Origin of the sequence: Binatus soli (SeqCode), assembly GCF_050015535.1 — a bacterium.
GTDB lineage: Bacteria > Desulfobacterota > Binatia > Binatales > Binataceae > Binatus > Binatus soli.
In genome coordinates this window covers 85448-110419 of the sequence record NZ_JBEKBF010000001.1, presented here as the reverse complement: position 1 = coordinate 110419, position 24972 = coordinate 85448, and the positions used below count along the sequence as shown (strand labels likewise).

23 protein-coding genes and 1 tRNA gene are annotated in these 24972 nt (G+C 60.6%); 9 read left to right on the top strand and 15 right to left on the bottom strand.

Annotated features, from left to right (window positions below):
• Positions 1-65: 65 nt before the first annotated feature.
• Together ABR989_RS00505 and ABR989_RS00500 are read right to left on the bottom strand one after the other, a co-directional pair.
• On the bottom strand, positions 66-2207 hold the full coding sequence (locus tag ABR989_RS00505; RefSeq protein WP_428125031.1) for an ABC transporter permease: 2142 nt from the start codon (positions 2205-2207) through the stop codon (positions 66-68).
• A gap of 8 nt (positions 2208-2215) precedes the next feature.
• Positions 2216-3433: an efflux RND transporter periplasmic adaptor subunit gene (locus tag ABR989_RS00500; protein WP_428125030.1), complete on the bottom strand. Its 1218-nt coding sequence runs from the start codon at positions 3431-3433 to the stop codon at positions 2216-2218.
• 275 nt (positions 3434-3708) lie between these two features.
• On the opposite strand from ABR989_RS00500, the gene ABR989_RS00495 reads away from it, so the two are divergent.
• Positions 3709-5022: a DUF1329 domain-containing protein gene (locus tag ABR989_RS00495; RefSeq protein ID WP_428125029.1), complete on the top strand. Its 1314-nt coding sequence runs from the start codon at positions 3709-3711 to the stop codon at positions 5020-5022.
• A gap of 266 nt (positions 5023-5288) precedes the next feature.
• A complete protein-coding gene (locus tag ABR989_RS00490; RefSeq protein ID WP_428125028.1) occupies positions 5289-6602 on the top strand; it encodes a DUF1329 domain-containing protein in 1314 nt (437 codons plus the stop codon).
• Positions 6603-6715: 113 nt separating this feature from the next.
• Here ABR989_RS00490 and ABR989_RS00485 read toward each other — a convergent pair whose 3' ends face one another.
• Together ABR989_RS00485 and ABR989_RS00480 are read right to left on the bottom strand one after the other, a co-directional pair.
• Positions 6716-7234, bottom strand: coding sequence for a chromate transporter (locus ABR989_RS00485; protein ID WP_428125026.1), 519 nt, complete (start codon positions 7232-7234; stop codon positions 6716-6718).
• Between the two features lie 20 nt (positions 7235-7254).
• On the bottom strand, positions 7255-7926 hold the full coding sequence (locus ABR989_RS00480; protein WP_428125025.1) for a chromate transporter: 672 nt from the start codon (positions 7924-7926) through the stop codon (positions 7255-7257).
• A gap of 377 nt (positions 7927-8303) precedes the next feature.
• Here ABR989_RS00480 and ABR989_RS00475 point away from each other — a divergent pair, with 377 nt between their 5' ends.
• Both ABR989_RS00475 and ABR989_RS00470 read left to right on the top strand, forming a co-directional pair.
• A complete protein-coding gene (locus ABR989_RS00475; protein ID WP_428125023.1) occupies positions 8304-9227 on the top strand; it encodes a sulfotransferase family protein in 924 nt (307 codons plus the stop codon).
• Entirely contained in the window at positions 9208-10092 is an 885-nt protein-coding gene (locus ABR989_RS00470) for a sulfotransferase domain-containing protein (RefSeq protein ID WP_428125022.1), read from the top strand. Before ABR989_RS00475 ends, ABR989_RS00470 begins: the two co-directional genes overlap by 20 nt.
• A gap of 15 nt (positions 10093-10107) precedes the next feature.
• Here ABR989_RS00470 and ABR989_RS00465 read toward each other — a convergent pair whose 3' ends face one another.
• Positions 10108-10908, bottom strand: coding sequence for a galactosyl transferase (locus tag ABR989_RS00465; RefSeq protein ID WP_428125021.1), 801 nt, complete (start codon positions 10906-10908; stop codon positions 10108-10110).
• A 263-nt stretch (positions 10909-11171) separates the two neighbouring features.
• Between ABR989_RS00465 and ABR989_RS00460 the strand changes: the two genes are divergently transcribed.
• Positions 11172-12092, top strand: a complete 921-nt coding sequence (locus ABR989_RS00460; RefSeq protein WP_428125019.1) for a glycosyltransferase — start codon at positions 11172-11174, stop codon at positions 12090-12092.
• A gap of 64 nt (positions 12093-12156) precedes the next feature.
• Here the strand turns inward: ABR989_RS00460 and ABR989_RS00455 are convergent, their stop codons facing one another.
• From ABR989_RS00455 to ABR989_RS00440, 4 genes are all read right to left on the bottom strand, one after another.
• Positions 12157-13818 (bottom strand): cbb3-type cytochrome c oxidase subunit I, encoded by a 1662-nt coding sequence (locus ABR989_RS00455; protein ID WP_428125018.1) that lies wholly within the window; start codon positions 13816-13818, stop codon positions 12157-12159.
• On the bottom strand, positions 13815-14297 hold the full coding sequence (locus tag ABR989_RS00450; protein WP_428125017.1) for a cytochrome c oxidase subunit II: 483 nt from the start codon (positions 14295-14297) through the stop codon (positions 13815-13817). The genes ABR989_RS00455 and ABR989_RS00450 overlap by 4 nt, the downstream gene beginning before the upstream one ends.
• On the bottom strand, positions 14298-14438 hold the full coding sequence (locus ABR989_RS00445; RefSeq protein WP_428125016.1) for a hypothetical protein: 141 nt from the start codon (positions 14436-14438) through the stop codon (positions 14298-14300).
• 262 nt (positions 14439-14700) lie between these two features.
• Positions 14701-15927 (bottom strand): sigma-54 interaction domain-containing protein, encoded by a 1227-nt coding sequence (locus ABR989_RS00440; protein WP_428125015.1) that lies wholly within the window; start codon positions 15925-15927, stop codon positions 14701-14703.
• A 359-nt stretch (positions 15928-16286) separates the two neighbouring features.
• Between ABR989_RS00440 and ABR989_RS00435 the strand changes: the two genes are divergently transcribed.
• Positions 16287-16359, top strand: a tRNA-Lys gene (locus ABR989_RS00435).
• A gap of 292 nt (positions 16360-16651) precedes the next feature.
• Positions 16652-16822: a Flp family type IVb pilin gene (locus ABR989_RS00430; protein WP_428125014.1), complete on the top strand. Its 171-nt coding sequence runs from the start codon at positions 16652-16654 to the stop codon at positions 16820-16822.
• 143 nt (positions 16823-16965) lie between these two features.
• On the opposite strand, the gene ABR989_RS00425 is transcribed toward ABR989_RS00430, so the two are convergent.
• The 6 genes from ABR989_RS00425 to ABR989_RS00400 are packed head-to-tail and all read right to left on the bottom strand — an operon-like array spanning position 16966 to position 21664.
• Positions 16966-18039 carry a radical SAM protein gene (locus ABR989_RS00425; RefSeq protein WP_428125013.1) on the bottom strand — a complete coding sequence of 358 codons (1074 nt, stop codon included), beginning with the start codon at positions 18037-18039 and terminating at the stop codon, positions 16966-16968.
• The gene (locus ABR989_RS00420; protein ID WP_428125012.1) at positions 18036-18335 is read right to left on the bottom strand and encodes a PqqD family protein; all 300 of its coding nucleotides are present in this window, start codon (positions 18333-18335) and stop codon (positions 18036-18038) included. Before ABR989_RS00420 ends, ABR989_RS00425 begins: the two co-directional genes overlap by 4 nt.
• Positions 18332-19150, bottom strand: coding sequence for a hypothetical protein (locus ABR989_RS00415; protein ID WP_428125011.1), 819 nt, complete (start codon positions 19148-19150; stop codon positions 18332-18334). Before ABR989_RS00415 ends, ABR989_RS00420 begins: the two co-directional genes overlap by 4 nt.
• Complete coding sequence (locus ABR989_RS00410) at positions 19128-19688, bottom strand: S24/S26 family peptidase (protein ID WP_428125010.1); 561 nt, start codon at positions 19686-19688, stop codon at positions 19128-19130. Before ABR989_RS00410 ends, ABR989_RS00415 begins: the two co-directional genes overlap by 23 nt.
• Positions 19661-19825: a hypothetical protein gene (locus ABR989_RS00405; RefSeq protein ID WP_428125289.1), complete on the bottom strand. Its 165-nt coding sequence runs from the start codon at positions 19823-19825 to the stop codon at positions 19661-19663. Before ABR989_RS00405 ends, ABR989_RS00410 begins: the two co-directional genes overlap by 28 nt.
• 12 nt (positions 19826-19837) lie before the next feature.
• Entirely contained in the window at positions 19838-21664 is a 1827-nt protein-coding gene (locus ABR989_RS00400; RefSeq protein ID WP_428125009.1) for a hypothetical protein, read from the bottom strand.
• A gap of 714 nt (positions 21665-22378) precedes the next feature.
• Here ABR989_RS00400 and ABR989_RS00395 point away from each other — a divergent pair.
• Together ABR989_RS00395 and ABR989_RS00390 are read left to right on the top strand one after the other, a co-directional pair.
• Complete coding sequence (locus tag ABR989_RS00395; RefSeq protein WP_428125008.1) at positions 22379-23482, top strand: nucleotidyltransferase domain-containing protein; 1104 nt, start codon at positions 22379-22381, stop codon at positions 23480-23482.
• A gap of 129 nt (positions 23483-23611) precedes the next feature.
• On the top strand, positions 23612-24844 hold the full coding sequence (locus ABR989_RS00390; protein WP_428125007.1) for an MFS transporter: 1233 nt from the start codon (positions 23612-23614) through the stop codon (positions 24842-24844).
• Positions 24845-24972: the final 128 nt, after the last annotated feature.

Here is a 24972-nt window from a genome sequence, read left to right as displayed (position 1 = left end):
CGACTTCCTCAAAACAATCCGTCGAGGCGGAACGGATATCTTAGGGTGCTCTCGACACGATGCGGTCATTCGTAGCGGAGCGCTTCAATCGGATCGAGCAGCGAGGCTTTGCGTGCGGGATACCAGCCGAAGAACACACCGACACCCGCCGCGAAACAAAATCCGCCTACCACAGCCGATGGTGAAATCAGCGTCGGCCATTGCGCCAGCGCCGAAAGCACCTTCGAAGCGACTATTCCAAGCACTGCTCCAGCCAGCCCGCCCATGACGCTGAGCAAGGCTGACTCCACCAAAAATTGCAGCAAAATCTGCCGGCGGCGGGCCCCGATCGCCATCCGGATGCCGATCTCGCGCGTACGCTCGGTCACCGAAACCATCATGATGTTCATGATCCCGATCCCACCGACCAGCAATGAAATCGACGCGACGGCGGCCAGCAGCAGAGTCATGACCCGGCTGGCGCTCTCGGAGGCCTGCGCGAGTTCGTTGAGACTCCGCACCGTGAAGTCATCGTCCTGTCCGGGGCCGACGTGATGGCGGTGATGGAGCAGTTGCTGAACGTCGTCTTGCACCGCATCGACATCTTCGGCATCGCGCGCCTGGACAAACACCATATTCACGACGCCGGAGATTTTGGGCGGGCTTCCGAACGGGCTTATGACTGCGGTGTCTGATGCGTACATGGGGCTGGAGGCACTCGTGATTGGGACGCTCAGATAGGGATTCAGGACCGGATTGCTCGATCCCGTGGTGCTCGACGGTGCCGTCGCGGTCACCTGTGACGTGCCGAGCACCTTTCGCTCGGCGGTATTGAACGGCACGTACACAACGTCGTCCTGGTCCTGGCCGTAGTTGGATTGGCCTTTGACTGCAAGCACGCCGATCACGCGCAGGGGAAAATTCTTGACCCGAACGGTGGTACCTATCGGATCTTCGTCCTCGCCGTAGAGATTGCTGACCACCGTCCTGCCGAGCAGGCACACGGGCGCGGCGCTGCGCTGCTCCTCGTCCGTAAAGCTGCGCCCTGCGGCCATCGGCCAGTCACGAATTGCGAAGTAGGCCGGTGTGACGCCGGCCACGAAGGTGCTCCAATTCTGGTTCGAGTGGACGACCTGTGCGATCTGCCGGTCCGCGTAACTCACGGCGGAAACCGTATCCACTTCTTTCCCAATCGCCTCGGCGTCCGCCACGGTCAGAGTCGAGGTACTTCCGGAGCCGATGCGCACGCCATTGGAAGTGGTCGCGCCTGGCAACACCACCACCAAGTTGGTGCCGAGACTTTGGATCTGCTGTTGCACCGAATAGCGCGCACCGTCGCCCACCGCCACCATCGTAATCACCGCCGCAACGCCAATGAAAATACCAAGCATCGTGAGCACAGCCCGAGTCTTGTTGCGCATGAGCGCCCGCCAGGCCGCGCTCAGCGCCATCCCGCCGAATCTCCAGCTCTTCTCACTCTGCGGCCGCACCGCCGTCCTGGTAGCGGTGACTCGATTGACACCAGGAGGCGCCGACGGCGCTTCACGCGTGCGTACATCGGAAATAATCGCGCCGTCGCGGAAAGTCACCACGCGATCGGTATAGGCGGCAACGTCCGCATCGTGGGTCACCACCAGCACTGTGAGCCCGTGCTCGCGGTTGAGCCGACTGATGATCTCCATGATCTCAGCCGAGTTCTTAGAATCGAGATTTCCGGTGGGCTCATCGGCCAGCAGAATCGCAGGATCGTTGACCAGCGCGCGGGCGATGGCGACTCGTTGCTGCTCGCCGCCGGAAAGCTGATTGGGGTTGTTCTGTTCCCGTCCCTGGAGCCTGACTTTGCCGAGCAACTGCTTGGCGCGTTCGTCGCCTTCCTGATTCCATTGCGAATAAAAGAGCGGCAATTCGACGTTCTCTAATGCGGTTGTCCGCGACAGCAAATTGAAGGTCTGAAAAACGAACCCGATTCGGCGGCTACGGATGCCGGCCAACTCTTCTTCCTTGAGCGAGGCGGTGTCTACGCTCTCCAGCAGGTAACGACCGCTCGTCGGCCGGTCCAGGCAGCCGAGGATATTCATCAAGGTTGACTTGCCCGAACCCGACGCGCCCATGATCGAGACGAACTCACCGCGCTCAATACTAAGGTTGACGCCGCATAGCGCCGGCACCTCGATCTCACCCATTCGGAAGGTCTTGGTCAGACTTACGATCTCGATAAGCGGCGCCATACCGTTCCTCACCTCAGCATAGAAAGCCGAAGCGACGAGGAAGAAGGAGAGCTGCCTCCGGTGTCAGTTGTGCGGAGCTTGTTCGTCACGACCACATCGCCCGACTTCAGATCTCCGCCTAAAACTTCGACGTAGTTGCCGTCGTCGAGGCCGGTAACGACGAAGATGGGTTTGAGCATCCCGCGATCCTCGAGCCATACGCGCCTCTGCCGCGAAGACTTTTCGGCGACGTTCTGATTCGTAGTTTCGCGGTTGTCTTTGCCCGGCGTGAACCGCAGTGCCTGAACCGGAACCCGCAGGACATTGTCGCGTCGGGCTGTGACTATCGTCACATTGGCGGTCATCCCGGGCGCCAGCAGAAACTCCGGATTGGGCACGTTAACCACCACATCGTAGGTGACCACATTCTGCACCGTAATCGGCGCCTTGCGTACCTGGCCAACCGTGCCCTCGAACTCCCGATCCGGAAATGCGTCGACGCTGAAATCGGCTGCCTGGCCGGTTCGCAAGTTGCCGATGTCAGACTCACTGACATTCGTGTCCACCTGCATCTGCGTCAGGTCTTTCGCGATCAGAAACAGAGTCGGCGTCTGAAAACTTGCGGCTACCGTCTGTCCGACATCGACATTGCGCGAGACGACGGTACCATCGACGGGGGAGATGATATTCGTGTAGTCCAGATTGACCTGCGCCTCCTCCAGATTGGCCTGTTGCTGCTGGATGTTGGCGCGGTCGAGTGCTACCTGAGCGACATCCTGATCGTAGGCGCTGCGCGCGCTGTCAAGCGTGTCTTGCGAAATTGCGTTCGCTTCGAGCAACCGGCTGTCGCGCTCAAACGTGAGCTTCTTGTAGGCCACGTCGGCCTGGTCCTTGATGAGTTGAGCCTTCGCGTTCGCAAGCGCAGCCGCCGCCTGGTCCACCTTGACCTGGAAGGGACGCGGGTCGATCTTGGCGATGAGTTGGCCAGACTTAACCGGAGTGTTGAAATCAGCGTAGATTGCGATGATCGGCCCTGAATCGTAGGTGCCGACCTGCACCGTGGTAACCGGATTGACGGTGCCGGTTGCGGTGACCGAGCGAACGACAGCACCGCGGTCAACCGCGGCAGTCGTGTATCGCGGCTGGGGCGTACTGCGGAGAAGGTAATAGAGCGAAACGGCTGCCACGGCCAGGACCGCGACGGCGATCGGCCAGAAACGCTTCGCCGCCAGTGGATTTATTAGCATCTGTAGGACAGAGCATCCGCTGTGCCAGACCGAAACGGACGGTTCGCGATTAAATCCGGATCATGTGTAGCTAACGGCGCCACAGGTGGAAGGTTTCGCTGGGTGGTTTCGAGTCACAATCGTGCCTCTCGGAACGCAACAGGTAAATTCTATTTGATGCGCAATTAGGCGGATTGACTTTCAGCATCTTTTTTTCTAATACTCAAAAGTCACGCTGAGCGGGTATTTTACCCGAGCCAGGGGGAAAACGTTTCAGGACTCTTACGGAGGTTCGAATGCAAATGGGGATAGTGGGGTTTCGCAAAGCGGTCGTCGCCGGGGGCATTGCGTTGTTGGCCCTTGGGGCCTTGAGCTTGCCGGGGGAGGCAGGCGTCAAGCCGGGCGACTTCATCACTCCGGACAACGCGTCGCAGGTGAAGGATCTTGTTTCGCCGGGCGTGTACTACAAAGTGCAGCGCGGGATGACGATGAAAATCGTCCCCACCACGCGCATCGATTGGCCGCCTCCGTACAAGGACGCGACCGAGAAATATTCGTCGCAGGTGCAGCTCTCGAAGGATCACCGCACCGTCATCGGGTATGTCGCCGGCCAGCCCTTCCCGCTGATCGACGCGAACGATCCCTACGTCGCGACCAAGGTCGTCTGGAACGCCTTGTGGCGTCCGATCAGCAATGACGACTATGACTTGCGATATTTCGATTGCGACACGGTTTTCACCGGCGTCAACAAGCCCTTCTTTGAACTCTGGTACTATCAAACGGGGCACTACGCCGGTTATGACCTCGTCGGCCGAACCGAAGTGGAGCCGCTCCCCGTCGATCCCGACTTCAAGCATACCAACCGCCTGTGGTTGTTCCTGCTCGGTCCGGAACTCGCGCCCCAGAATGAACGTGGCACCAGTCTGCTGCGTTATCGGTACGCCGAACCGACTCATGGCGACGACACCTGGGCCTGGGAGCCCGGCACGCGGCGCCTGCGCCGTCTGAACGAGGCGATGAATTCGACCGCGACCGGCACGCAGACCTTTTCCCCCGATCACTATTCGGGTTTCAATCCCAAGACCGAACAGTACGACTACAAGTTCCTCGGCGAGAAGGAGATGCTTGGGACGGTTGACGCCGAGCATTCACCGGAAGTCCGATGCCCCACCGACGGCGGCGGCAGTGCATGCCCCGAGCGCTGGCAGATGCGCCACATGTACATTGTGAGCGCCGAGCCGCGGCGCAGCGTTAACAACGCCGAGGCTCTCGATTCCAAGAGCATCATCTACATGGATTCCGAAATGTGGTTCGAGCCATACATCGATACCTACGATCGTCGCGGCGAACTGTTCCGCAACAACGTCTTCTGGCTCGCGTATCGCGATCGTCCAGTGCCCGACGCGAAAATCGCCATCTATCCTTTCAAGCGCGAATTCGTCGTCGGCGCCAGCTCCACCGATTTGCAGAGCGGCCAGGCAACGATGTGCTACCTGCCCGGCCGCGAGACGCCCGAGCGTGAATGCTGGTACATCAACATGGGTGCGGTGGATCGAGCGTTCTTCACCACCGAGGCGATGGTGAAGATGTCCGAAACTGGCCACATGTAGCAAGCGGCCGCGAGGCGAGCCGCCTTACGATTTGGATTGTACGACGCCGGCAGGAGCATCCGCTCCTGCCGGCGTTTTCTTTTCTCTTCGGCGCGGGCGTTGATTTCCGCGGCCTATCTCCACCAATATGTAAACTGCGCAAGTGGGCGGATTGATTGACTTCTGCATTTATTCATTCTAATAACAGGTTCGTGAAATATTAGCGCTGGCGGGTATTTTTACTCGAGCCAGGGGAAAAACAGTTCAGGGCTCTTACGGAGGTTCAAATGCAAATGGGGAAGCTGGAGTTTCGCAAAGCGGTCGTAGCCGGGGGCATTGCATTGTTGGCCCTCGTGGCCCTGAGCTTGCCAGGGGAGGCCGGCGTCAAGCCGGGCGACTTCATCACTCCAGACAACGCGTCGCAGGTGAAGGATCTTGTTTCGCCGGGCGTGTACTACAAAGTGCAGCGCGGGATGACGATGAAAATAGTCCCCACCTTGCGCATCGATTGGCCGCCTCCGTACAAGGACGCGACCGAGAAATATTCGTCGCAGGTGCAGCTCTCGAAGGATCATCGCACCGTCATCGGCTATGTCGCCGGCCAGCCGTTTCCGCTGATCGACGCGAACGATCCCTACGTCGCGACCAAGATCGTCTGGAACTCTTTGTGGCGCCCGATCAGCACTGACGACTACGACCTGCGATATTTCGATTGCGAGACGGTTTTCACCGGCTACAACAAGCCCTTCTTTCCAGTCGAATACCTGCAGGAAGGGCACTACGCCGGTTATGATCTCGTCGGCCGAACCGAGGTGGAGCCGATTCCCGTCGATCCCGACTTCAAGAATACCAACCGCCTGTGGTTGTTCCTGCTCGGTCCGGAACTCGCGCCCCAGAATGAACGTGGCAGCAGTCTGCTGCGTTATCGGTACGGCAATCCGGCTCATGGCGACGACACCTGGAGCTGGGAGCCCGGCACGCGGCGCCTGCGCCGTCTGAACGAGGCGATGAATTCGACCGCGACCGGCGCGCAGACGTTTAGTCCCGATCACTATTCGGGTTTCAATCCCAAGACCGAACAGTACGACTATAAGCTGATCGGCGAGAAGGAGATGCTCGCGACGGTTGACGCCGAGCATTCACCGGAAATCCGATGCTCCACCGACGGCGGCGGCAGTGCATGCCCCGAGCGCTGGCAGATGCGCCACATGTACATTGTGACCGCCGAGCCGCGGCGCAGCGTTAACAACGCCGAGGCGCTCGATTCCAAGAGCATCATCTACATGGATTCCGAAGTGTGGTTCGAGCCGTACATCGATACCTACGATCGCCGCGGCCAACTGTTCCGCAACAACGTCTTCTGGCTCGCGTATCGCGATCGTCCGGTGCCCGACGCGAAAATCGCCATCTATCCTTTCAAGCGCGAATTCGTCGTCGGCTCCTCCTCCACCGATGTGCAGAGCGGCCAGGCATCGATGTGCTACCTGCCCGGCATCGAGACGCCCGAGCGTGAATGCTGGTACATCAACATGGGAGCGGTGGATCGAGCGTTCTTCAGCACCGAGGCGATGGTGAAGATGTCCGAAACCGGCCACATGTAGCGAGCGGCCGCGAGGCGAGTCGCCTTACGATTCGGATTGTACGACGCCGGCAGGAGCATCCGCTCCTGCCGGCGTTTTCTTTTCTCTTCGGCGCGGGCGCCGATTCCCGCAGCCTATCTCCACAATATGCAAACCGCCCCTCCCAGCAGCACCAGCACGCCCGGATTGATGTGGCGCCAGAGCAAAATCCCGAACACCGCAATTGCGATCGCCAGCGTCTGCACGTTCAGGATCGAAAGCCTCGCAAGCGCAAACGTCCCCGACGTCATCAGGCCAACCGCCACCGGCGCGAGCCCGCGCTGAATCGACGTGCGCCACGGCCACCCGCCCAGATGTACCCACCATCGATTGACGAACAGCGTAATCACGCAGTCGGGCAGGAAGAATCCGATTCCCACCACCGCCATCCCGGCCCATCCCGCCAGTTGATAGCCGATCACAAGCACCATCAACATGTTTGGTCCCGGCGCAACCTGGCCGAGGCTGTAGATGTTGCGGAACTGCGCGTCGGTCAGCCAGTGAAACGTATGCACCGTCATGTGCTGCATCTCGGGCAGCACCGCCGTGCCGCCGCCGACCGCCATCACCGACAGCAGTGCGAAGACCAGGAACAGATGTATCAATCGCGTCATGCGGACTTCGATCTCAATAGTTAATGACGAAACAGGTGATGGCGCTCGCCGCGATGAAATGGCAGATGCTCGTCCTGCGCGCGCGGTTTTGAGACCGTGGGCCGGTACAGCCAGACCGATATCGGCCCGAGACCCAGCAGCACCACGAACAGTGGTAATTTAACGAAGCTGACCGCGAGAAACGTCACGAAGATGATCGCGATATCCGGAAGCTGGCGAAATTGGCGCCGCCCGATCTGCAACGTCACCGCCGACAGCAAACCAACCGCCGCGGCTGCGATCCCCAGCAGGAAGCGCCTGACGTCGGGATTGCTGTGATTCGATTGATACAGTATCCCCAGCACCATCACGACGATCGTCCCCGGCAGCAGCATCCCGATGACCGACACCGCCGCGCCGGCCAGCCCGCGCAGATTGTCGCCCATGATGATCGCCATGTTGACGGCGTTGAGCCCCGGCAGGGTCTCGCTGATCTCCATCGCGCCGAGAAATCCCTCGTCGTCCAGCCATCCTTCTTCCCGCACCAGGTACTCGCGCAGATAGGCCACCGCGCCGCCGCCGAAGCTGAGCCCGCCGGCGAGAATGAAGATTCTGAACAGGGTTAGCAGACTCGGATGAAGATCGGGTTCAATCCTCGTGCTTGAGACCGGCGTTTCCGTATCCGTAGATGAGGGCGGTTTTGGTTGTTCCACGCTGCACCCAGTCTGGGGCCCGCGACTGTGCAGGGCCGTGTAGAAGAACTCGGAAAGCTCGCGCTGCTTGCGCCGCACCGCTGAAGTATCAGTCCGGATAGTGGAGGTCAATTATTGCTGATTTGGCGGCGGGTCGAAACTGTTACTCGGTCAACTGTGAGCATCGCAACACCGTATGCCGCTGTCCGAGCGCGTCCGCCGCGGCGCGCGGGGATCGCCGACCTGCGCGGGCGGTGGCGGCCTCATTGATATGAAATATTGGCGATGTTAGCGTGACTGTCATCGCCGCGATGCCCGCGCCGGGGCTCGCCCGGAAAGGCATCGCCAGGCCGCAATCCTTGAACCCTATATCGCGCGCAAAACAAAGCTCACGCCCGTTGCGGCTCCCCGACTTCATCGCGGTCGGACCGCCGCGAACCGCCACCACCTGGTTGCACGAGGTCTTGAAGGGCCACGTGGGATTGCCGCTCGACATCAAGGAGACCGACTTTTTTTCCAAGCACTACGACAAGGGAATCGACTGGTACGCCGACTACTTCCGCCATTGTCCGCCCGCGATAAAAATCGGCGAACTGTGCGCGACCTATTTTGCGTCGCCGGAGGCTCGCGAGCGAATCGCGCGGCACCTCCCCGAATGCCGCATCATCTGCACGCTCCGCGACCCGGTCGATCGCTCCTACTCGTTCTACAGGCTGCTCCGCCGGCACGCGTGGACCAAGCTCCCATTCGAAGAAGCGGCGGCGAAGCATCGCGAAATCCGCGAGCAGAACCGCTACGCGTTTCATCTCGCCGGATGGCAGCGGCAATTTGGCGCTGACCACGTGCTGGTCGGTCTGTATGATGACTTCGAGGCCGACGCGCAAGCGTTTGTCGACCGGGTAACCGCCTTTGTCGGGATCGATCGAATCGTGATTCCGCCGGGGCGGGCCTTCGAGCGCGTGCATCCGATCGAAACCGCGCCGCCGAGCCGCCGGCTGGTGCGTGCCACGCGCCAGATCATTACCTGGATGCATTCGCGCCGGATGCATCGGGCGGCCATACGGTTTCGTAAGAGTGCGCTGGGCCGTTTCGTGTACGAAGGCGGGCGGCCGTATGGGCCGCTGGCGCCCGACGTCGAAGCGCGCGTCCGGGAACTGTACAGGCCCGAAGTCGAAGCGCTCGAGGAATTGCTTGCGATCGATCTTTCCGCGTGGAAGAAACCGCGCGATCCACAAGCCGGCCACAGCGATAAGCGGAAGGCAGCGATGTCTGTCGCGCGCGCGACCAGCCTTGACGATCTTCGTGACCCAATCTTCAAATAGCGGACGTCAACTGAGACTGCCCGATTTCATCGCGGTAGGGCCGGGCCGGACCGGCACGACGTGGCTGCACGAGATCCTCAAGGGCCGCGTCAACCTGCCTGCGGGGATCAAGGAAACCGAGTTTTTCACGACCAATTATTACAAGGGGATCGATTGGTACGCGCATCACTTCCGCAACGCGGACAGCGTGCGTCCGGTTGGCGAGGTTAATCCATACTTCGGCTTTCCCGAGTCGGCCGAGCGCGTCGCGCTGCATATTCCGCGATGCAAGATTATTTGCACTTTTCGCAACCCGGTCGAGCGTATTTACTCGGAGTATAAACTCTGGCGGCATTACACCCTGACGCGTTTTCCGCTCGATAAGTTCCTGGTAAAAGTTCCGCAGGTGATCGAATCGACCCGCTATGCCAAGCATCTGCCCGACTGGCTCGCGCGTTTTGGTCAGGACCGGGTGCTGGTCTTGCTCAACGAGGACCTGCGCGCCGATCCGCAGGCTTACCTTGACCGGGTTTGCGATTTTATCGGCATCGAGCGGTACCCCGTGCCGGCGTCTGCGGGCCAAGGCGAGTTGATCAATTCAATTAACGATCTGCCCAGGTTCTGGCGTGTAGCTCGCAAGGCGCGCCATCTCATGTACTGGCTCAGGGAGAAGCAAGCCTACCGCACAAGCAATTTTCTCGAGCGGGCGGGTGCATGGAAGTTGGTTTTCGGCGGCGGCTCGCGCTTCCCGCCGCTCGATCCTGCCAGCGAGTCGCACCTGTACGAACTCATGCGCCCCGAGATCGACGGCCTCGAGCGCATGACCGGACGTGATCTCTCTGCCTGGAAGGCTGCTCGCGCCGATCGTAGGCGCGTGCGGGACTGAAGGCATAGGTTCATTTCACGAAAAGAATTCTTGCCTCAAGCGCTTGGTTCTCACTCGCAGGCGAAACAGGCGGCGAGGTAACCTACGGGGTTTGCGTAGAACATCTTTATGCCAGAAGAACATTTTCAGAATTGTGTCTGAACGGCTGTGTGCCTCATCGTGCCCGGTACGGTACACGGCGCCAGCAAAAGGCAATGGCGCCAAAGGCGTTCCGGCCGCGTTCAGATGGTCATCAATAAAAATATGGCTCCCCAGCATGCGGCGAATGTAGGCGTCGTCGGCATCCTCGAAACGGGCCGGCAGATGATAAAGATCGGCGCGCACGATGTGCGACGACCCGCACAAAATGGAAAACTTCGGATAAAGATAAAGTAGATTGCCGCCGCTCCAGACATACCCATCGCGAATATACCACCCATTCGCGTGAGGATTGGCAGCCACAAATGATGTCAGGTTGCAACTGACAAAGTCATCGCCATCAACAATCATGACATATTCCATCTCGCCGGCGTGCAACATGCCGGCCAGAACACGCCGTCCCTTATCGAGCCGAAGGGCGTTGTAAAAATCCTCCCTATCGCTCTTCCCTCGTTCATGCAGTTGATTGGGAGGAAAGTCGACGCGTTTGACCTCGAAGCCAGGCGGAAGTTCGGGAAGATCGGCACCGTAATTGGCGACGATCACAGCTTTCCATTCCGGCTTGGTTTGCCGAGAGATCGACGAAACGGTTTCACTCAGATGTCTTTTAAGTTGGGGCCAGTCCCTGGCATTCTCCTGATGCCGAACCGGGATAACAAATGTTACGATGTTTTCCATGTGATGCGCAGGAGTCACGCGCGATGCCAACATAATTTGGACCTGGGCCAAAGCTAGCGCTGGGGCCTTGCGGACCGAGGCCGTGCAGCGTATCTCAGAGTTTACATTTGGAGATTCAAATAGGAAATCCCCGATCAGGGGAGCGGATGACAGGGCGCGATCTCTCGGCGTGGAAGCGCCCGCGCGCCGCAATCGGCCCCACCCGTCACGGCGCCAGCGCCGGCCGTTCGGCGGTCGCGTAGCTCGCCTATCGGGGATGGCGGATGCCGCGGGTTTCGGTAATCATCCCGGTCTTCAATGCCGCCTCTACGGTCGCAGCCGCGATCGAGAGCGTGCTCGCGCAGACGTTCACTGATTTCGAGATCATCGCGATCGATAACGGGTCGATCGACCGCAGCCGCGAGGTTCTCGCGCGGTACGCCGACCGCGTAAAAATTCTCGAGGAGCCCAAGCGCGGACCCTCCGCTGCCCGCAACGCCGGCGTGCGCGCGTCGTCGGGCGAGTACCTGGGATTCCTCGACGCCGACGATTGGTGGCGGCCGACTATGCTGGAGCGCACGGTCCAGACGCTCGACGGCGACCCGGATTGCGTGCTCGTCTATACCGATCTTGCGCTGGTCGACAGCACCGGGCGGGAGCAGATGGCGTCGCTGGTCGGCGACAGCCACCCTCCAACGGTTGACGAGATGCTCGAACGGCTGTGGCCGATTCTGCCGAGTGGAGTCGTGATGCGCCGGCGCGCGTTCGAGCTTGCGGGCGGATTCCCGGAGGCGCTGACCGCATTTGAGGACGTTTACCTTTGGCTCCGCGCTCGCGAGCACGGAAACTTTCACTATCTCGCCGAGCCGCTCGCGGTATGGCGCTTCGCGCTGTTCCCGGAGCCGCTCAAGCCCGGCGGAGGGCAGGAGGAGGCGGGCGTAGTCTTCGAGCGGATGGTGCGCGAGCGCTACGGCGTGTCGGCGCATCGTCATGTGGTCGCCCGCCGTCGCGCGCCGCGGAGCATCCTCGGCTATATCGGGCTTCGCGCGCTCAGAGAGGGCGATCGGACGCTTGCACGCCGCGCATTCGCGCGCGCAATCCGCTTCGATCCATTACGAATCAAGAATTACCTGCGCTTGGCGAGGACTATCCTGCCGGACGCGATGGCGCGGGCGCTCAGCGGACGATCGCGCACCGCGCGCTAGCGAATAAGCGGCTTCATCCGCCCGCTCACGCGCGGCAGGCGATGAAGGCGACCGGCTCAGGCGTCTAAGGATAGAGGAGGCCCGCGGTGGTGAGGCGGAGCGGGAAGTGTCCGAGGATGACGGGGCCATAGACCGCTATTACGAGGACGACCGAAGCCAGGACCCAGTAGTTAAGCCGATCAAGCCGCGGCTGCCATCCGATGGTGGGCGGTGCCTGGACCGTCGCGGTGAACGGGAGGTCGCGCTGCGAGGTCTTTTTGCCGGCAACTATCGTCATCACCACGATGAAGAAGAACAGCATCGCACTTACGAACATCAGCGAGCCGCCCACGCCCGTCATGATTTCCGGAATCTTCCACGCCGGCAGGTCGTAGCTGGCTTGGAGCATGTCGGTGCGCCGCGGCATTCCCGCTATGCCTCCGGCCATCAGGCCGTGCGAGAAAATCATCACTCCGACGAAATATAGAAACGCCTGGAACAATGCGAGGCGAGATGACCATAGCTCGCGCCGCTCGAGATACGGTATCAGCCAGTAGGCGATTCCCATGTAGGAGAGGGCCACCCCGCAGCCGATCATGAGATGAAAATGGCCCGACACAAACGCGGTGTTATGAATCTCCATATTCATGGTGTAGCTCCCGTTCATCAGGCCGGAGATGCCGCCGAGCAGGAATGCGATCATCGCCAGCACCTGCGCCGCCACCGAGGGATCGCTCCATGGAATCCTGAAGAACCATCCGATCAACCCCTTCCCGCCACGGCGGCGTCCCCCGATCTCGAGCGCATACATCACCGAGAACGCGGTCATCAGGCTGGGGAAGAAAATCGCGAAGGTCATCGCCGCGACAGTGAACTTCAGTCCCTGCGATATTCCCGGGTCAACGAACTGATGATGAAAGCCGACCGGGATCAGCAGGATAAAAAGTATGAAGGCCACCCGCGTCAGGGTGTCGCTGAACAGCACGCCGCCGGCCTGTTTGGGAATCAGTCCGTACCATGAAACGTAGATCGGCAGCAGCCAGAAGTACACGATCGGATGCCCGGTGAACCAGAACAGCGTGCGATCAAGCATCGGATCGACGCCCGGAAGCAAACCCAGCGACCATGGCAGCAGGAACACCACGACCTCTACGGCCAGGCCGACCGATGCGATATCCCACATCACGTAGGTCGCGATCGACATAAAGGCGAGCAGCGGAACTCGCTCGCCCGGATGATCCCTGCGCCATCCGCGCAGCGCCACCAGCTGAGCCGCCGAGATGAACCACGTGCTCACCACCACCAACGCGAGGCCCAGGTAGAACGTCCAGTGGGCTTCCAGGGGAGGATAGAAGGTGTACAGAACCGAGGCCTTGTCGGCGAACATCGCATACGCCGCCAGCAGCGAGCCGATAAGAAGCGTCCAGAGCGCCGCCTGAAGGAGCGCATCATTGAGCTTGCGCCCGAACCCTCGCGCGGTGGTCAGCGCGATAAAGCCGTTCGCGAACGCTGTCGTGAGCACCAGCGCGTTGAACACGCCATGAATCGTCAGTCCCTGGTAGTATGATTTCACTACCGGATAGTGCCGGATGATGTCCACTTGCGCATAATTGAGCGCCTGGCCCAGTCCCATGATGACGCCAATCGCGAGCACCGCGAATCCGAAATAAATGTTCCATCGGATAACGTTCAACTGGCCCTGCGGCAGGGCGAAGCCGGATGGCTCCGAGACGACAGCCGTACTCATTTGACCACCACCTTTCCGGCCATCGTGTGATGCAGCTCGCCACAATATTCGTGGCAAATCATCAAGTATTCGCCGGGTTTGGTAAAGCGATAGTCCAATTCAGAAATCTGGCCGGGGAGGAGCATCATGTTGACTCGCGTGCCGACGATGAAAAATCCGTGGGTTACGTCAGCCGAGGTTGCGATGAATTTCACCTCGGCGCCGACCGGAAGGTCGATCTCATTGGGAGTAAAGGCCCAGGTCTTGGCGATCACCACCGCCTGGTATTTCCCCGGCGCGATTTCCTTCACTCCTGTGTGATCGAACGGCGGCGTTTTGAGCAGTACCTTGCGAAGCTTCTGGCCGGCGTTGCAATAGATCATCCCGCTATGCGAAGGCAGATGGACGTTCATCGCGACGCTACTGTAGCCAAGCGCGCACAGGAAAATCACCAGCACCGCGGCGCATGCCGAAAGGAAGGCCTTCTCGTACCGTTCCATCTACCTGTCCACCAGCATCCAGAACATCACGGCCCAACCCACGGCGAGCACCAGCATGTACATTCCTAATATGAAGATCGTGCCGGTAGGCGGAGGAAGGTCTTCTTCGGGGAATTCGTCGCGCGATGTTTCGACGGGCATGCGCGCCTTTCCTTTTACCGCGCCGTTCGCGGGCGCACCGTGTTCAGCAACTCACAGAGCCTGTCAGTTCACTTCCCGTTCACGGCTCCAGGACCCTGACATCCTGCAACCGAGTCACGTGTACAGGATCGATCGCGTACTGTCCATCTCTCGAGAAATCCCGTCGTCTTTTTTCTTTGGCTGATCCGCCTAAGCTAATAGCCGCTCCTGCGGCCGGCGACTGGTCGCCAGCGCAAACCGGGGGGGCCCCGTCGGACGGTATTTATGACGCGCGGCGGGCGGTCGACTTGCGCAGCGTCTTGTAGGTACGGCCTTCGCCCAGGCCAAACCGGTTCAGCATCCGGTAAACCGTGTAGCGCGATACGCCCAGCAGCTCGGCCGCGCGATGGCAATTGCCCTCGGTCGCCTGCAATGCGCGAATCAGCGCGATCTTCGAGGCCTCGCGGATTACACCGTCGAGCGAGTAGGGCCAGCCCGCCATTTGGAAGCATCGCCTCGACGACGCGTTCGGGCAGTCAATCGTGGCGCCATTGGGCCCACCCTCGAGATTGGGCCCGCCGTCTTGCGGCAGCGTCTCGGCCGGCTCGCTCAGCGCTTCCAGATTCGCATCGTCGTGGGGGAAAGGCAGGTCGTCGAGATCAATACGATCGCATTCGGTCATCAGAACCGCGCTTTCGATTGCATGGCCGAGCTCGCGGACGTTGCCGGGCCACTGGTTGGCGCACAGCGCGTCCAAGGCGCTACGCGAAACCAGCTTTATGTCCTTGCCGAACAGGCGGTTGAAGTGCTCGATAAAATGGGCGACGAAGGCCGGGATTGCCTCGCGTCGTTCGCGAAGCGGCGGAACCAGGATTGCCGCCGCGTTAAGGCGGTAGTAGAGATCGTCGCGGAATTCCCCCGCCTTCACCATCGCGCGCAGATTGCGATTGCTCGCCGCGACCAGCCTAATATCAACCGCGTAGGAGCGCGCCGAACCGACCGGCTGAATCTCGTGGGTATCGAGCACGCGCAGCAGCTTGGGCTGCAGGCGCAGCGGGAGCTCGCCGACTTCGTCCAGAAATAGAGTTCCGCCGTTGGCGGAGCGGAAATAACCGAGCGAATCCTCGCGGGCATCGGTGAAAGCGCCGCGCACATGGCCGAAAAGCTGCGACTCTGCCAGCGACTCGACCAGGTTGGAGCAATTGAAGGTCACGAACGGGCCGCCCGGCGCCGGGCCGTGCGTATGCAACGCTCGCGCGACCAGCTCCTTGCCGGTCCCGGATTCGCCCTGAATCAGGATGGTTGACTTGTACGGACTCAAGCGCAAAATGGTTTTGAGTATCTTGCGCGCTTGCGCGGACCGCACCACCGCCCCGGCAACCCGTTCCGACCCATGCGCAAGATCCGCCAGGCTCAACCACTCGCGCGTCGCGTCCGCCGGCGCAGCGCCAAAATTCTCGCTCGCAGCCGCGACCGACGGTCTGTTCGCCGAGTACTCTTGTAGGCGCATCTTTGGTTCCCCTCAAATCAACCCTGATTCCGCCAACTTACACTTATTTACAAAACCTGCTCTACTTCTTTGTAGGATTTGGGTATATTCGAGTAGTGGGTAGCATGTCAAGCTGCTGAATGCTGATTTCACCGTCTTTGGGCAAAGGCGAGTCCATTTATGTTTCGCCGTCGCGATTTTCCTCATGGCAAGCGCGGTGCAATCATGACGGGGGACAACGTCGCGAATGACATAATCCCCCTTCTGCCTGCGCCTCGCCCTCTAATCCGTCGCGGAGGCGCACGATTGCGGAACCGGCTTCTGAAGTCGCGACTGTTTCCAATGCTTTGAATTACCTGTAAGCATTGAAATCTCTCGGTGAGCCGGTAGCTCAGGTGGTAGAGCATGTGACTTTTAATCACAGGGTCCCGGGTTCAAGTCCCGGCCGGCTCACTCAAATTCCCTTCTCTCCCAGCGATTTCACCGCTCAGCGCGCGATCGGGCCGGCGCCAGGGTAGAATCAAGTTAGACGCGACATAGACATTTTGACCCGCAACGCAGGGCGGATTACGAGATCTTTTCCGAGACAGGGCCGCGAAAAATTTCAATTGAATTTTTTGAAATAACCCAGAAAAACCTTGAATTTTCGGCGTTGACGCATATGCGTCATGGGGATATATGAGAAAGCTGCGAGAAATTGTTTGAAATTCAGTGCCGAGAGCAAAGAGGACACGGGAAAATAAATATGACCACGAGGATGTTTGTCAAGGTGCGCGAGTATCAGCGCCAGCGCGGTCAGACGATGACGGAATACGCGTTGATCCTCGCCGCAGTCGCGGTTGTGGTGTTCGCCGGCTACCAACTCATGGGGACGACCGTCACCAGCGTGCTGACCAGCGTGGACACCCAACTCTAGTCGAGAAGGGCACCATCCCGCTTTTTGGCGAGGACGCTCAGGCGTTCTAGCTGTTCGAAGAGCGCGGACCAGCCGCGACCCGTATTGCACTGTCATGAGAAACGGCCGAATCGGCAAGTAGGGCGGGAAGAGCGCCGCCGGCGCTAGCGGCCGGATCCACCCGCGAGCCCGAGCCGTATCATGTTCGGGCTGGGAATTCCGGTCTTGGCGTAAGACTTCTCGCAGTCGGCCGTCGACGGTCCGCGCATACTGCCTTCCATGTACGCCAGCCCGGGGCAGCGGCTGCACCCCGCGACGTGCGCGCATCCGGAGCACACCGGCAGGTCGCGCATTCGAATCGAGCGCACTTCCTTGAGTTGCGGCGAATCCTTCCAGACGTCGATGAACTTCTGCTCGCGGATATTGCCGCTCGGCAGCGGGAATTGCACGCACGGGAATACGTCGCCGTATGGCGATATGTAGCAGGCGCTATTGCCCGCGCTGCATGGCAGCGCGTCGAGGTCGTCATCAGTGGCGGGTAGAGGCGGTGCGCAAAATTTCGCCGGATCGCCGCCCAGTACCGTCGGATCATGCATCACGTCGCGCAGGTTCTCGCGCGACATGTTGAGTTTCAGCAATCCACGGTCGCCGTTGATGTGCGGCGTGATGGTGGGGTCGATGGTGCACTCGGCGCCAAGCTCGGCGGCGAGCGCCTGCACGCCGGAATAGTCGAATCGATTTTGCGACATTATCACATGCGCCATGGTGACCTTGAGGCCTTGTGACTCAAGGAACCGGATCGCGGCAAGCGAACGGTCGAGCGAGCCCTGCACCTTGGTGATCGCGTCGTGAACCTCGGGCCGATGCGAATAGATGCTGATCTGGACCCTTTCCACTCCGAGATCGCGGATCAGCGCCGCTTCCTTTTCCTTGATCAGGATCGCATTGGTCTTGAGTTTCACGCTGAAGGTCAGCTCGCGCGCGCGCCGGATGATCGCGAACAAATCATTGCGCAGGAGCGGCTCGCCGCCGCTCAGCGTCAGGTAGAAAACTCCGGCATCGGCCATCTGCTGCAGCAGGTCGTGAATTTCGTCAAAGGTCAGCTCGCCATTGTCGTCGTGATCGAGGTAGCAATGCACGCAGCGCTCGTTGCATCGATAGGTGACGTCGAGATGCACGCTTAGCGGGATGCCCAGCCGGACCGCCTTCTCGTTGATCGATTGCGCCAGCGTACTCATGCGCTTTCGCCTGGGATCGGATGGTCTGCGACAACCAGGATTCCTTCCCTGGCCAGTTCTTCGACCAGCTCCAAGGCATCCTGGTACGCGACCTCCGGCTCGACCTCGAACTGCGGGACGACCTTGCTCGCGACGATTTCGCGAAGCGGCGTGGAACCGTCCGCCGCGCTCCAGATCACACTCGCGGTCGCGTTCAGGCTGTAGACCGCCGAATCGCGCACCGACATCACGATCATCTCATCGTCCAGCATCCGGGCGGCAATATTGCGGCTTGGCTTGATGTACTTCTCGCTCATCTGATGAGGTTCCAGACCTCCTCATCCGGCCGGAAAGTCAACTCGAAGACCGGGACCCGGGAGACAAACTCGCAGGCGGTCTGGAAAACCCTTCCGACCAGTCTTTCGTCGTCCGCAAAGAAAAGCACATTTCGCAACAGGGAGCTAACCGCTGCGGCCGGCGAAACGGGGCTGATCCGGTTCCGATCTCCCTTGTTCAGGAAATAGACCGTGTGGAGCGGCGCCATTACGTTCTCACCGGATATTCCCAGATCGCCGGCGAACGGCGTGCCGAACGCGTAGTAACGCTCGCCAAGCATCCGCACATAGGAGATCTCGTCGCTCAGCAGGGTTACATCGGCGGGCGCGAGCCGGGAGATCGTGGTCTTGCCGGCGCCCGATACGCCAGAGAACAGGAACGCGCGGCCGTTGCGTATCACGCTCGCGGAATGCAACAGGAATCCCTCACCGCTTTCGGCCAGCTCCAGGCTGTGCACGATTCTCAATACGGAATCGAGAGCGTAGTGAAATGGCAGCGAACGTAGCTGGCCCCGGCGCTCGGTTGGATTCCATTGCGCAGCGAAATCACCGCGCCGCATCGTCCATTGCGTCCCGGCTCGTTCCACCTTGAGCTCATCGTCACCGCCCTTCGAGACTGGCGGTTCTGTCACGGTCACCTGGAGACGCGCGATCGCGCCGGCGGGATTGCATTGGAAGCGCGCAAAGCGATGTTCAAGAGTCCGGATGTATTCGGGATCGTCGGTCTGAATCGCAATCGGCAGTCGCCCTATATCGATTCCGATTTCGAGGGTTTCATTCGCCGCTGGCGACAGCATCAGTCCCCCACGGCGTCCAGGTGGCAAGCCGGCGGCGCAGCGCATGGAACCTCAAAAGTAGTTCTCGAATGCGATCTGGAGTATGACGCAGCGCGAACGCGAGCAGGCCGCCGGCGCCCGACGGGCCGGCCCTGTGAACCTGCATTTCGCGTCCACTTCGGTAGATAGCCGACACCGTTCCCAGGACGTCATGCGCCTCAACGGGAAGATCGAAGGCGCGCGAACTGTCGCCGCGCGTCAGGAGTCGATGGCCCTCTGCGTCGAGGCGCCGTGCCACCCGATGCGTAATCAGGCGTCCGTCTCTGGCGAAAACCACGACCTCTCCCTCGAATAGTTGCGAGTCGGCCTTTGGGCGGACCAGCAGCACATCCTTGGGCCAAATCGCAGGTAGCATGCTGCTTCCCGCGACCCGCAGCCGAACCTCGCGCCCTGCGCGCAGACAATCCGCGACTATCTCGCAGCCGATCCGATCGAGTTGCGGTTGCCGGGATCCGGCGGCCTGGTCACCGGTCAGGAAAACTTCACCAGCCGTGTGCAAATCCCCTGAGTGGCAGTCTTCCCGCAGGTGAGAGCCATGGTCTCGAACACCCGCTCGCAGCGGAAGGCAGGCTTCGTGTAATGCTTGCGGACCTGAGCTTCGCGCGGCTTCTTTCCGGTATGATCTTGTTTGTTCATATCTTTAATCGCTCATAAGGTGCTTTGTGCCGCCTGTATGGCGCATCCGCCGCCGCACGACCCGTTACCCAGCGTCGAGAAGTAAACCTGGGATGCCCCTGTTGCAGTCGACGAGTTGTCAACTATAATTCCGCTCGAGCCGTCTGTGGAGGCCAGCCCGGCGGTCGCGGTTGCGCCGGCAACCGGCGCAGTAGTGACGTTGTACGAGTAAACGCACCCGGTGCTGGTGGTGGTGCAAGTTCCAACAGCCATATCAGCGGTGTTCGGCTCGCTCATGAACAACCAGTCGGTGCTCGTTCCCCTGTTGTAGAACTCTGTAATCGGAGAGCCTTCCGTTCCAGCGGTGGCGGAGGAGCTGGACAACGCGTGAACGAGGACCGGCGTTCCCATCACATTGGAAGTAATCGGTATTTCGTACAGAGAGACCGTGCCGCCCGGGTTGCCGCAAAAGTAGAGGTGGCCCGTGGGAGCCGAGCCGGCGGGCGTGCCGCCGGTCGAAGTCAGGTACTTGTAATCGAACGCACCGGCGTACATTTCAGCGTCCGCCTGGGTTCCCAACTCCTCACCTATCCCGATGCCATTTCCGGTTAATCCGGTTTCCGCAAACTGGCGGACACACGCGTAATCTCCGGAGGTGGGGCAGTTACCACCGCCCGCGTCATGGTCGCAACCGATATAGAGCGTGCCGCTGGCGCCGGCGGTCGGGTCGAGCAAGGGACCCTCCGCGAAACCGATGCCATGGCATAGCGCGTCACCGGCAGGCCCCGAGGTAGTTACAGTACCGGTGGAAGACACTGAGTGAACGTGCCCGTCGGTGGTGTTGCCGGCCTCATGCCCGTCGCCCACGAAGGCCAGCTGGCTATTGGGATCATAAACCGGGGTAGACAAGGCTTGACCGGCTTCGCCTGTGGGTGTGCTCACAGCCGCAGGCCATTCGGTAGCGGTCACTACTTCTGCCGGGGTCCCATTGAATACACCCGTGAACTTGTGGAGGTAGCCGCTGTTGTCCCCGGCGAAGAGTTGGTCGCTGCCGCTGTAATCGTAGAACGGAAACGAGTTGGTGTCGTTGGGCGTAGGATCAGTAGTAGCAGTAGCATGGAACGCGATTGTGGTCATGCATGGCGCGGTGCAAGCGCGATAAGCGGTGGTCGCGACAGCGGTAAGAGTGTCAGGTGCGGCGAGGGTGCCGCTAGCTGCCTTCCACTTAAGCAGGACCAGGCTTGCGACACCTGCCGAGGATGACTGGACGAAAGCGACCTGCGTGCCGTCGGGGGAAAGCGCTGGCGCGGTCACTACCGTCCCGCCGGTGTTGAATGCCCAATAGACCGTGGGGACGGTGCCGGTGCACGTCGTTGCATACAGGTTGTCGAAGGCGAGGATGCTCGCTTGCGTAGCTGAACCGGCCAGGCCGGTGTTGAACACCACATAGTCCGTGCAAAGTGGCGCAGTACCCGTACGGAGCTGGAACTTCGCGGGATACTGGCCTGCGCCCACCTTCGCGCCGGAGCCCATGTTCACGCTCCAGTCGTTCTTCAGTTTGCCCTTGGGTTTCACGGGCTTTTTTTTCTTCTTTTTTGGAGGAGGCCCGAAATCAGACTGCAAGCCAAGGTCGTAGGTGGCCGCAGCCGCGGGCATCTTTTCCTTAATCTGCTGGAGCCAGTAGCGCCCGTCCCGCTGAACTCGATATTCGGTCTCCGAGCCGGGCTCGGGCCGCGAGAAAACAACGTGATGGGTGCTCCAGTCGTCGACCACGCCCTGGAAGGTCTGATGCGTGGTGGCCTCGTAGCCATGAACCGCGTCATCGAGACTCATCTCATTGCCCTGGGCCCAGACCGGCATCGCGAAGCCACAAATGAGTAAACCGATGATCCAGGGCCTCGACTGAAATTTCAGCATTTTACTCACCACTACTAATTTAGAGTCATCAAACAATAGCGTACCGTGTGCCGTGTGGCAACCGGTTGCTTTGGCCGACACCGGCTCAGTTTGCCGGCCTGACCAGTGCCCGACATCGCGCGATCGGCGCCGCTCGCTGATGCGATCGGCAACAGTCGATAGAATGCGCTAGCGCCGTGAAGATCAGACTATGACTGGCGCGATTGTGATTAATGGAACAGGGCCTGAAACAGGAATTTATACCACCCGTAGTGGTTTTAGGACGGCTGGGCTCTATGGATAGTTTCGTTCCGTCAAAAATTATTTCTGCGCGAAGCTGGCGCCGCCCGATTTCGGGCGAGTACGGCGAGTATGTGGCATGCTGACGGCTATCCATACCGTAGGCATAGCACGTCACATGCGCCGTGGGCAGGCTGAACAGGTCATTCCCTTAATCCAGACTGAAGCAGTGCCCTTTGGTTCATCACGCGCGCGGCGGCCGGCGCTGATGCTCGATGCCGGCATCTTGCTCGTAGTATAGTCGCGCGAGGCGGTTTGCGCCGCCGGCGGCGCTCCGCAATCTGAATGAATCATCCGACGCTACGGACGCTTGACACCGAGAGCGAGTTATTAATCCGATGCTGCGCGGCATCCGGCCCGTTCGCGGATAGAGCCGCGATGGTTGCATTGGCCGGGTGCGGCGTCGATTGGAATCGATTTCTCGCGCTCGCCAATCGCAACAGCGTGGCGCCGATGGTCGGTGCGCGTCTCGGCGCCGAAGGCGTTGCCAATCTGCCTCCACACGTCGCCCGGGCGCTTAGGCTGAGCTACCAGGTCAACGCGCTGCGATGTAACCATCGGGCAGGCTGCGCCGCAGAAATCGTCGATTCCTTTGCGGCCGGCGGCGTGCCGGCGATTGCGATCAAGGGTCCGGCTCTCGCGATTGCCGCGTACGGTGACGTCGCGATGCGGGTGTTCGGAGACCTGGATTTCATGGTGCGGCTTTCGGATCTGCCGCGTGCGGCCGAGGCGCTGGAGCGAGTCGGCTACTCATCGGCAGCGTACCGAGCCGGTGTGGTCGAGAGCGGATTCTTTCCCGACGTGACGCTGGACTTCTCACGCGAAGACAGTGTCGTGGACCTCCATTGGCGGTTGTCGCCCGGCCATTTCCCGTTTGCTCCCGAAGGCGAGCAAGTCTGGAATCGAACCGTCGAGATCGAGTTACTCGGCAGGCGCGTCCGCATGCTCGGCCCCGCCGACACGATTCTGTTTCAGGCCTGCCACGGCTCCAAGGACGGCTGGATGACGCTTGCCCAAGTATCCGACTTCGCACGCGTTCTCGCGATCGCCAAGCCCAGCAGCTGGTCAAGCGTGCTCGACGACGCGCGGCGGACGCGAAGCCTGAGGATGCTCCTGCTCGGCGTGGACCTGGCGCATTCGCTTTCGCTCTGCGAGGTACCGGCAGAATTGCTCGACGCTGCCCGTCGCGATTCGCACGTCGCGTCGCTCAGCCGCCGGGTAACGCGGGGTATTTTCAATTTAAGGCGTGCAGTTGAGCTCGACGAATGGTTGATCGCGCTGGGAACGATCGAGTCGGCGCGCGACCGCGTCAGATACATCGTCGAGCGCGTATTCGCTCCCAAGATGAGCGACCGCATGCTGATGCCGTTGCCGCGCGCGCTTTACCCGCTGTATTATCCGGCCCGCCTATTTTTGGTTGCGTTCAAGCGTCGCGACCTGCTGTTTCGCAAACGTAGAGACGCTGGGGCATTGCGGAGCTAAGATTCGCAGCTATCTTAAGACGAATTGCTGGTACGCGGCTCGGGCTCGCGGCGCCATCGCGAGAAACAGGGTTCTGGTATTGGCTTTCCTCGGCGGCGCGAGCCTTATAGACGTGCGCATTGCGACATCATGCTGAGCCCGATCAATCGATGGTTTCCGCGCAGCGCTACAACCGACGCCAAGCTGCTGCTGGCGACACGCGCGCTCCGGGGCCTTGCCGACGGGACAGTCAGCATATTGCTGCCGAGCTACCTGACCGCGATCGGATTCAATCCGATGCGCGTCGGCGCAATCGTGTTTGGCACGCTGCTGGGCTCGGCGGCGCTGACGCTATGGGTGGGGCTGGCCACCGATCGGCTGGGCCGGCGTCGAGTCCTGCTTGCGGCTTGCGCGCTGATGCTGGCGACGGGAATTGGATTTGCCGCCACGGCGAGCTTCTGGGTGCTGTTCGTAGTCGCGGTCGTCGGCACGCTGAATCCGTCGGCGGGCGACGTCAGCCTGTTTCTACCCGTCGAACAGGCGGCGCTGGCCGAAGCCGCACAGCCGCGCGATCTGACCGCGATGTTCGCGCTGTACAACGTTGCGGGCGCGACGGCCGGTGCGTTCGGCGCGCTCGCCAGTGGCGTGCCGGCGATACTCGCGGCGCGGCATGGATGGGCGCTCGCGCCGGCGCTGCGGTCGGGTTTTGTCGCATACGCGATCATCGCGGCGATTGCGTTCGCGGTTTATCGGCGTCTCTCCCCGGCTGTCGAAGTCGAGCGCCAGCCCGCCAAGTCCGCGCCGCTGGCGAAATCGCGGGCAATCGTGCTCCGGCTTTCGGCGCTGTTCAGTCTCGACTCGCTCGGCGGCGGATTCGTAATTCAGTCACTGCTGGCGCTGTGGCTGTTTCGCCGCTTCAACCTCTCGGTTCAAGCGGCGGGCACGTTTTTCTTTGCGGCCGGACTGCTTGGCTCGTTTTCACAGTTCATTTCGTCGGCGCTGGCGGCGCGGTTCGGCCGGATCAACACGATGGTATTCAGCCATCTGCCGTCGAACGCCATGCTGATCGTCGCGGCGTTGATGCCGACCCCGGGGCTGGCGATGGCATTTCTGCTGCTGCGCTTTTCGACCTCGCAGATGGACGTTCCCGCGCGCCAGTCGTATGTGATGGCGGTGGTGCCGCCCGAAGAGCGCGCGGCCGCGGCGACAGTGACCAATGTGCCGCGCAGCCTGGCAGCGGCGATGGCGCCGTTGCCGGCGGGCGCGATGCTGACTCATTCGTCGTTTGGATGGCCGCTGATTTGCGCGGGCGCGCTCAAAACAATTTACGACATCGCACTGCTGATTCAGTTCCGCGCCGTCAAACCCTCCGATGAATCCTGAATCGTCCGATGACTCAAGCGGGTAGAAGTAGCGATCATGTAAGGGAGAATCGCAGACCGTCGGCCGTATGATGAGGGTTATGGAACAGGAAGGTGACCTAGCTCCGAATCTGCTAAGATACGGTTGCG

Coding starts and splice junctions, on each gene's coding strand:
- ABR989_RS00450 (WP_428125017.1), bottom strand. CDS start 14,297: ATGGAACGGTACGAGAAGGCCTTCCTTTCGGCATGCGCCGCGGTGCTG.
- ABR989_RS00460 (WP_428125019.1), top strand. CDS start 11,172: ATGCCGCGGGTTTCGGTAATCATCCCGGTCTTCAATGCCGCCTCTACG.
- ABR989_RS00430 (WP_428125014.1), top strand. CDS start 16,652: ATGACCACGAGGATGTTTGTCAAGGTGCGCGAGTATCAGCGCCAGCGC.
- ABR989_RS00500 (WP_428125030.1), bottom strand. CDS start 3,433: ATGCTAATAAATCCACTGGCGGCGAAGCGTTTCTGGCCGATCGCCGTC.
- ABR989_RS00395 (WP_428125008.1), top strand. CDS start 22,379: ATGGTTGCATTGGCCGGGTGCGGCGTCGATTGGAATCGATTTCTCGCG.
- ABR989_RS00455 (WP_428125018.1), bottom strand. CDS start 13,818: ATGAGTACGGCTGTCGTCTCGGAGCCATCCGGCTTCGCCCTGCCGCAG.
- ABR989_RS00465 (WP_428125021.1), bottom strand. CDS start 10,908: ATGGAAAACATCGTAACATTTGTTATCCCGGTTCGGCATCAGGAGAAT.
- ABR989_RS00420 (WP_428125012.1), bottom strand. CDS start 18,335: ATGAGCGAGAAGTACATCAAGCCAAGCCGCAATATTGCCGCCCGGATG.
- ABR989_RS00400 (WP_428125009.1), bottom strand. CDS start 21,664: ATGCCGGTCTGGGCCCAGGGCAATGAGATGAGTCTCGATGACGCGGTT.
- ABR989_RS00485 (WP_428125026.1), bottom strand. CDS start 7,234: ATGACGCGATTGATACATCTGTTCCTGGTCTTCGCACTGCTGTCGGTG.
- ABR989_RS00425 (WP_428125013.1), bottom strand. CDS start 18,039: ATGAGTACGCTGGCGCAATCGATCAACGAGAAGGCGGTCCGGCTGGGC.
- ABR989_RS00505 (WP_428125031.1), bottom strand. CDS start 2,207: ATGGCGCCGCTTATCGAGATCGTAAGTCTGACCAAGACCTTCCGAATG.
- ABR989_RS00445 (WP_428125016.1), bottom strand. CDS start 14,438: ATGCCCGTCGAAACATCGCGCGACGAATTCCCCGAAGAAGACCTTCCT.
- ABR989_RS00405 (WP_428125289.1), bottom strand. CDS start 19,825: ATGAACAAACAAGATCATACCGGAAAGAAGCCGCGCGAAGCTCAGGTC.
- ABR989_RS00440 (WP_428125015.1), bottom strand. CDS start 15,927: ATGCGCCTACAAGAGTACTCGGCGAACAGACCGTCGGTCGCGGCTGCG.
- ABR989_RS00490 (WP_428125028.1), top strand. CDS start 5,289: ATGCAAATGGGGAAGCTGGAGTTTCGCAAAGCGGTCGTAGCCGGGGGC.
- ABR989_RS00390 (WP_428125007.1), top strand. CDS start 23,612: ATGCTGAGCCCGATCAATCGATGGTTTCCGCGCAGCGCTACAACCGAC.
- ABR989_RS00495 (WP_428125029.1), top strand. CDS start 3,709: ATGCAAATGGGGATAGTGGGGTTTCGCAAAGCGGTCGTCGCCGGGGGC.
- ABR989_RS00415 (WP_428125011.1), bottom strand. CDS start 19,150: ATGCTGTCGCCAGCGGCGAATGAAACCCTCGAAATCGGAATCGATATA.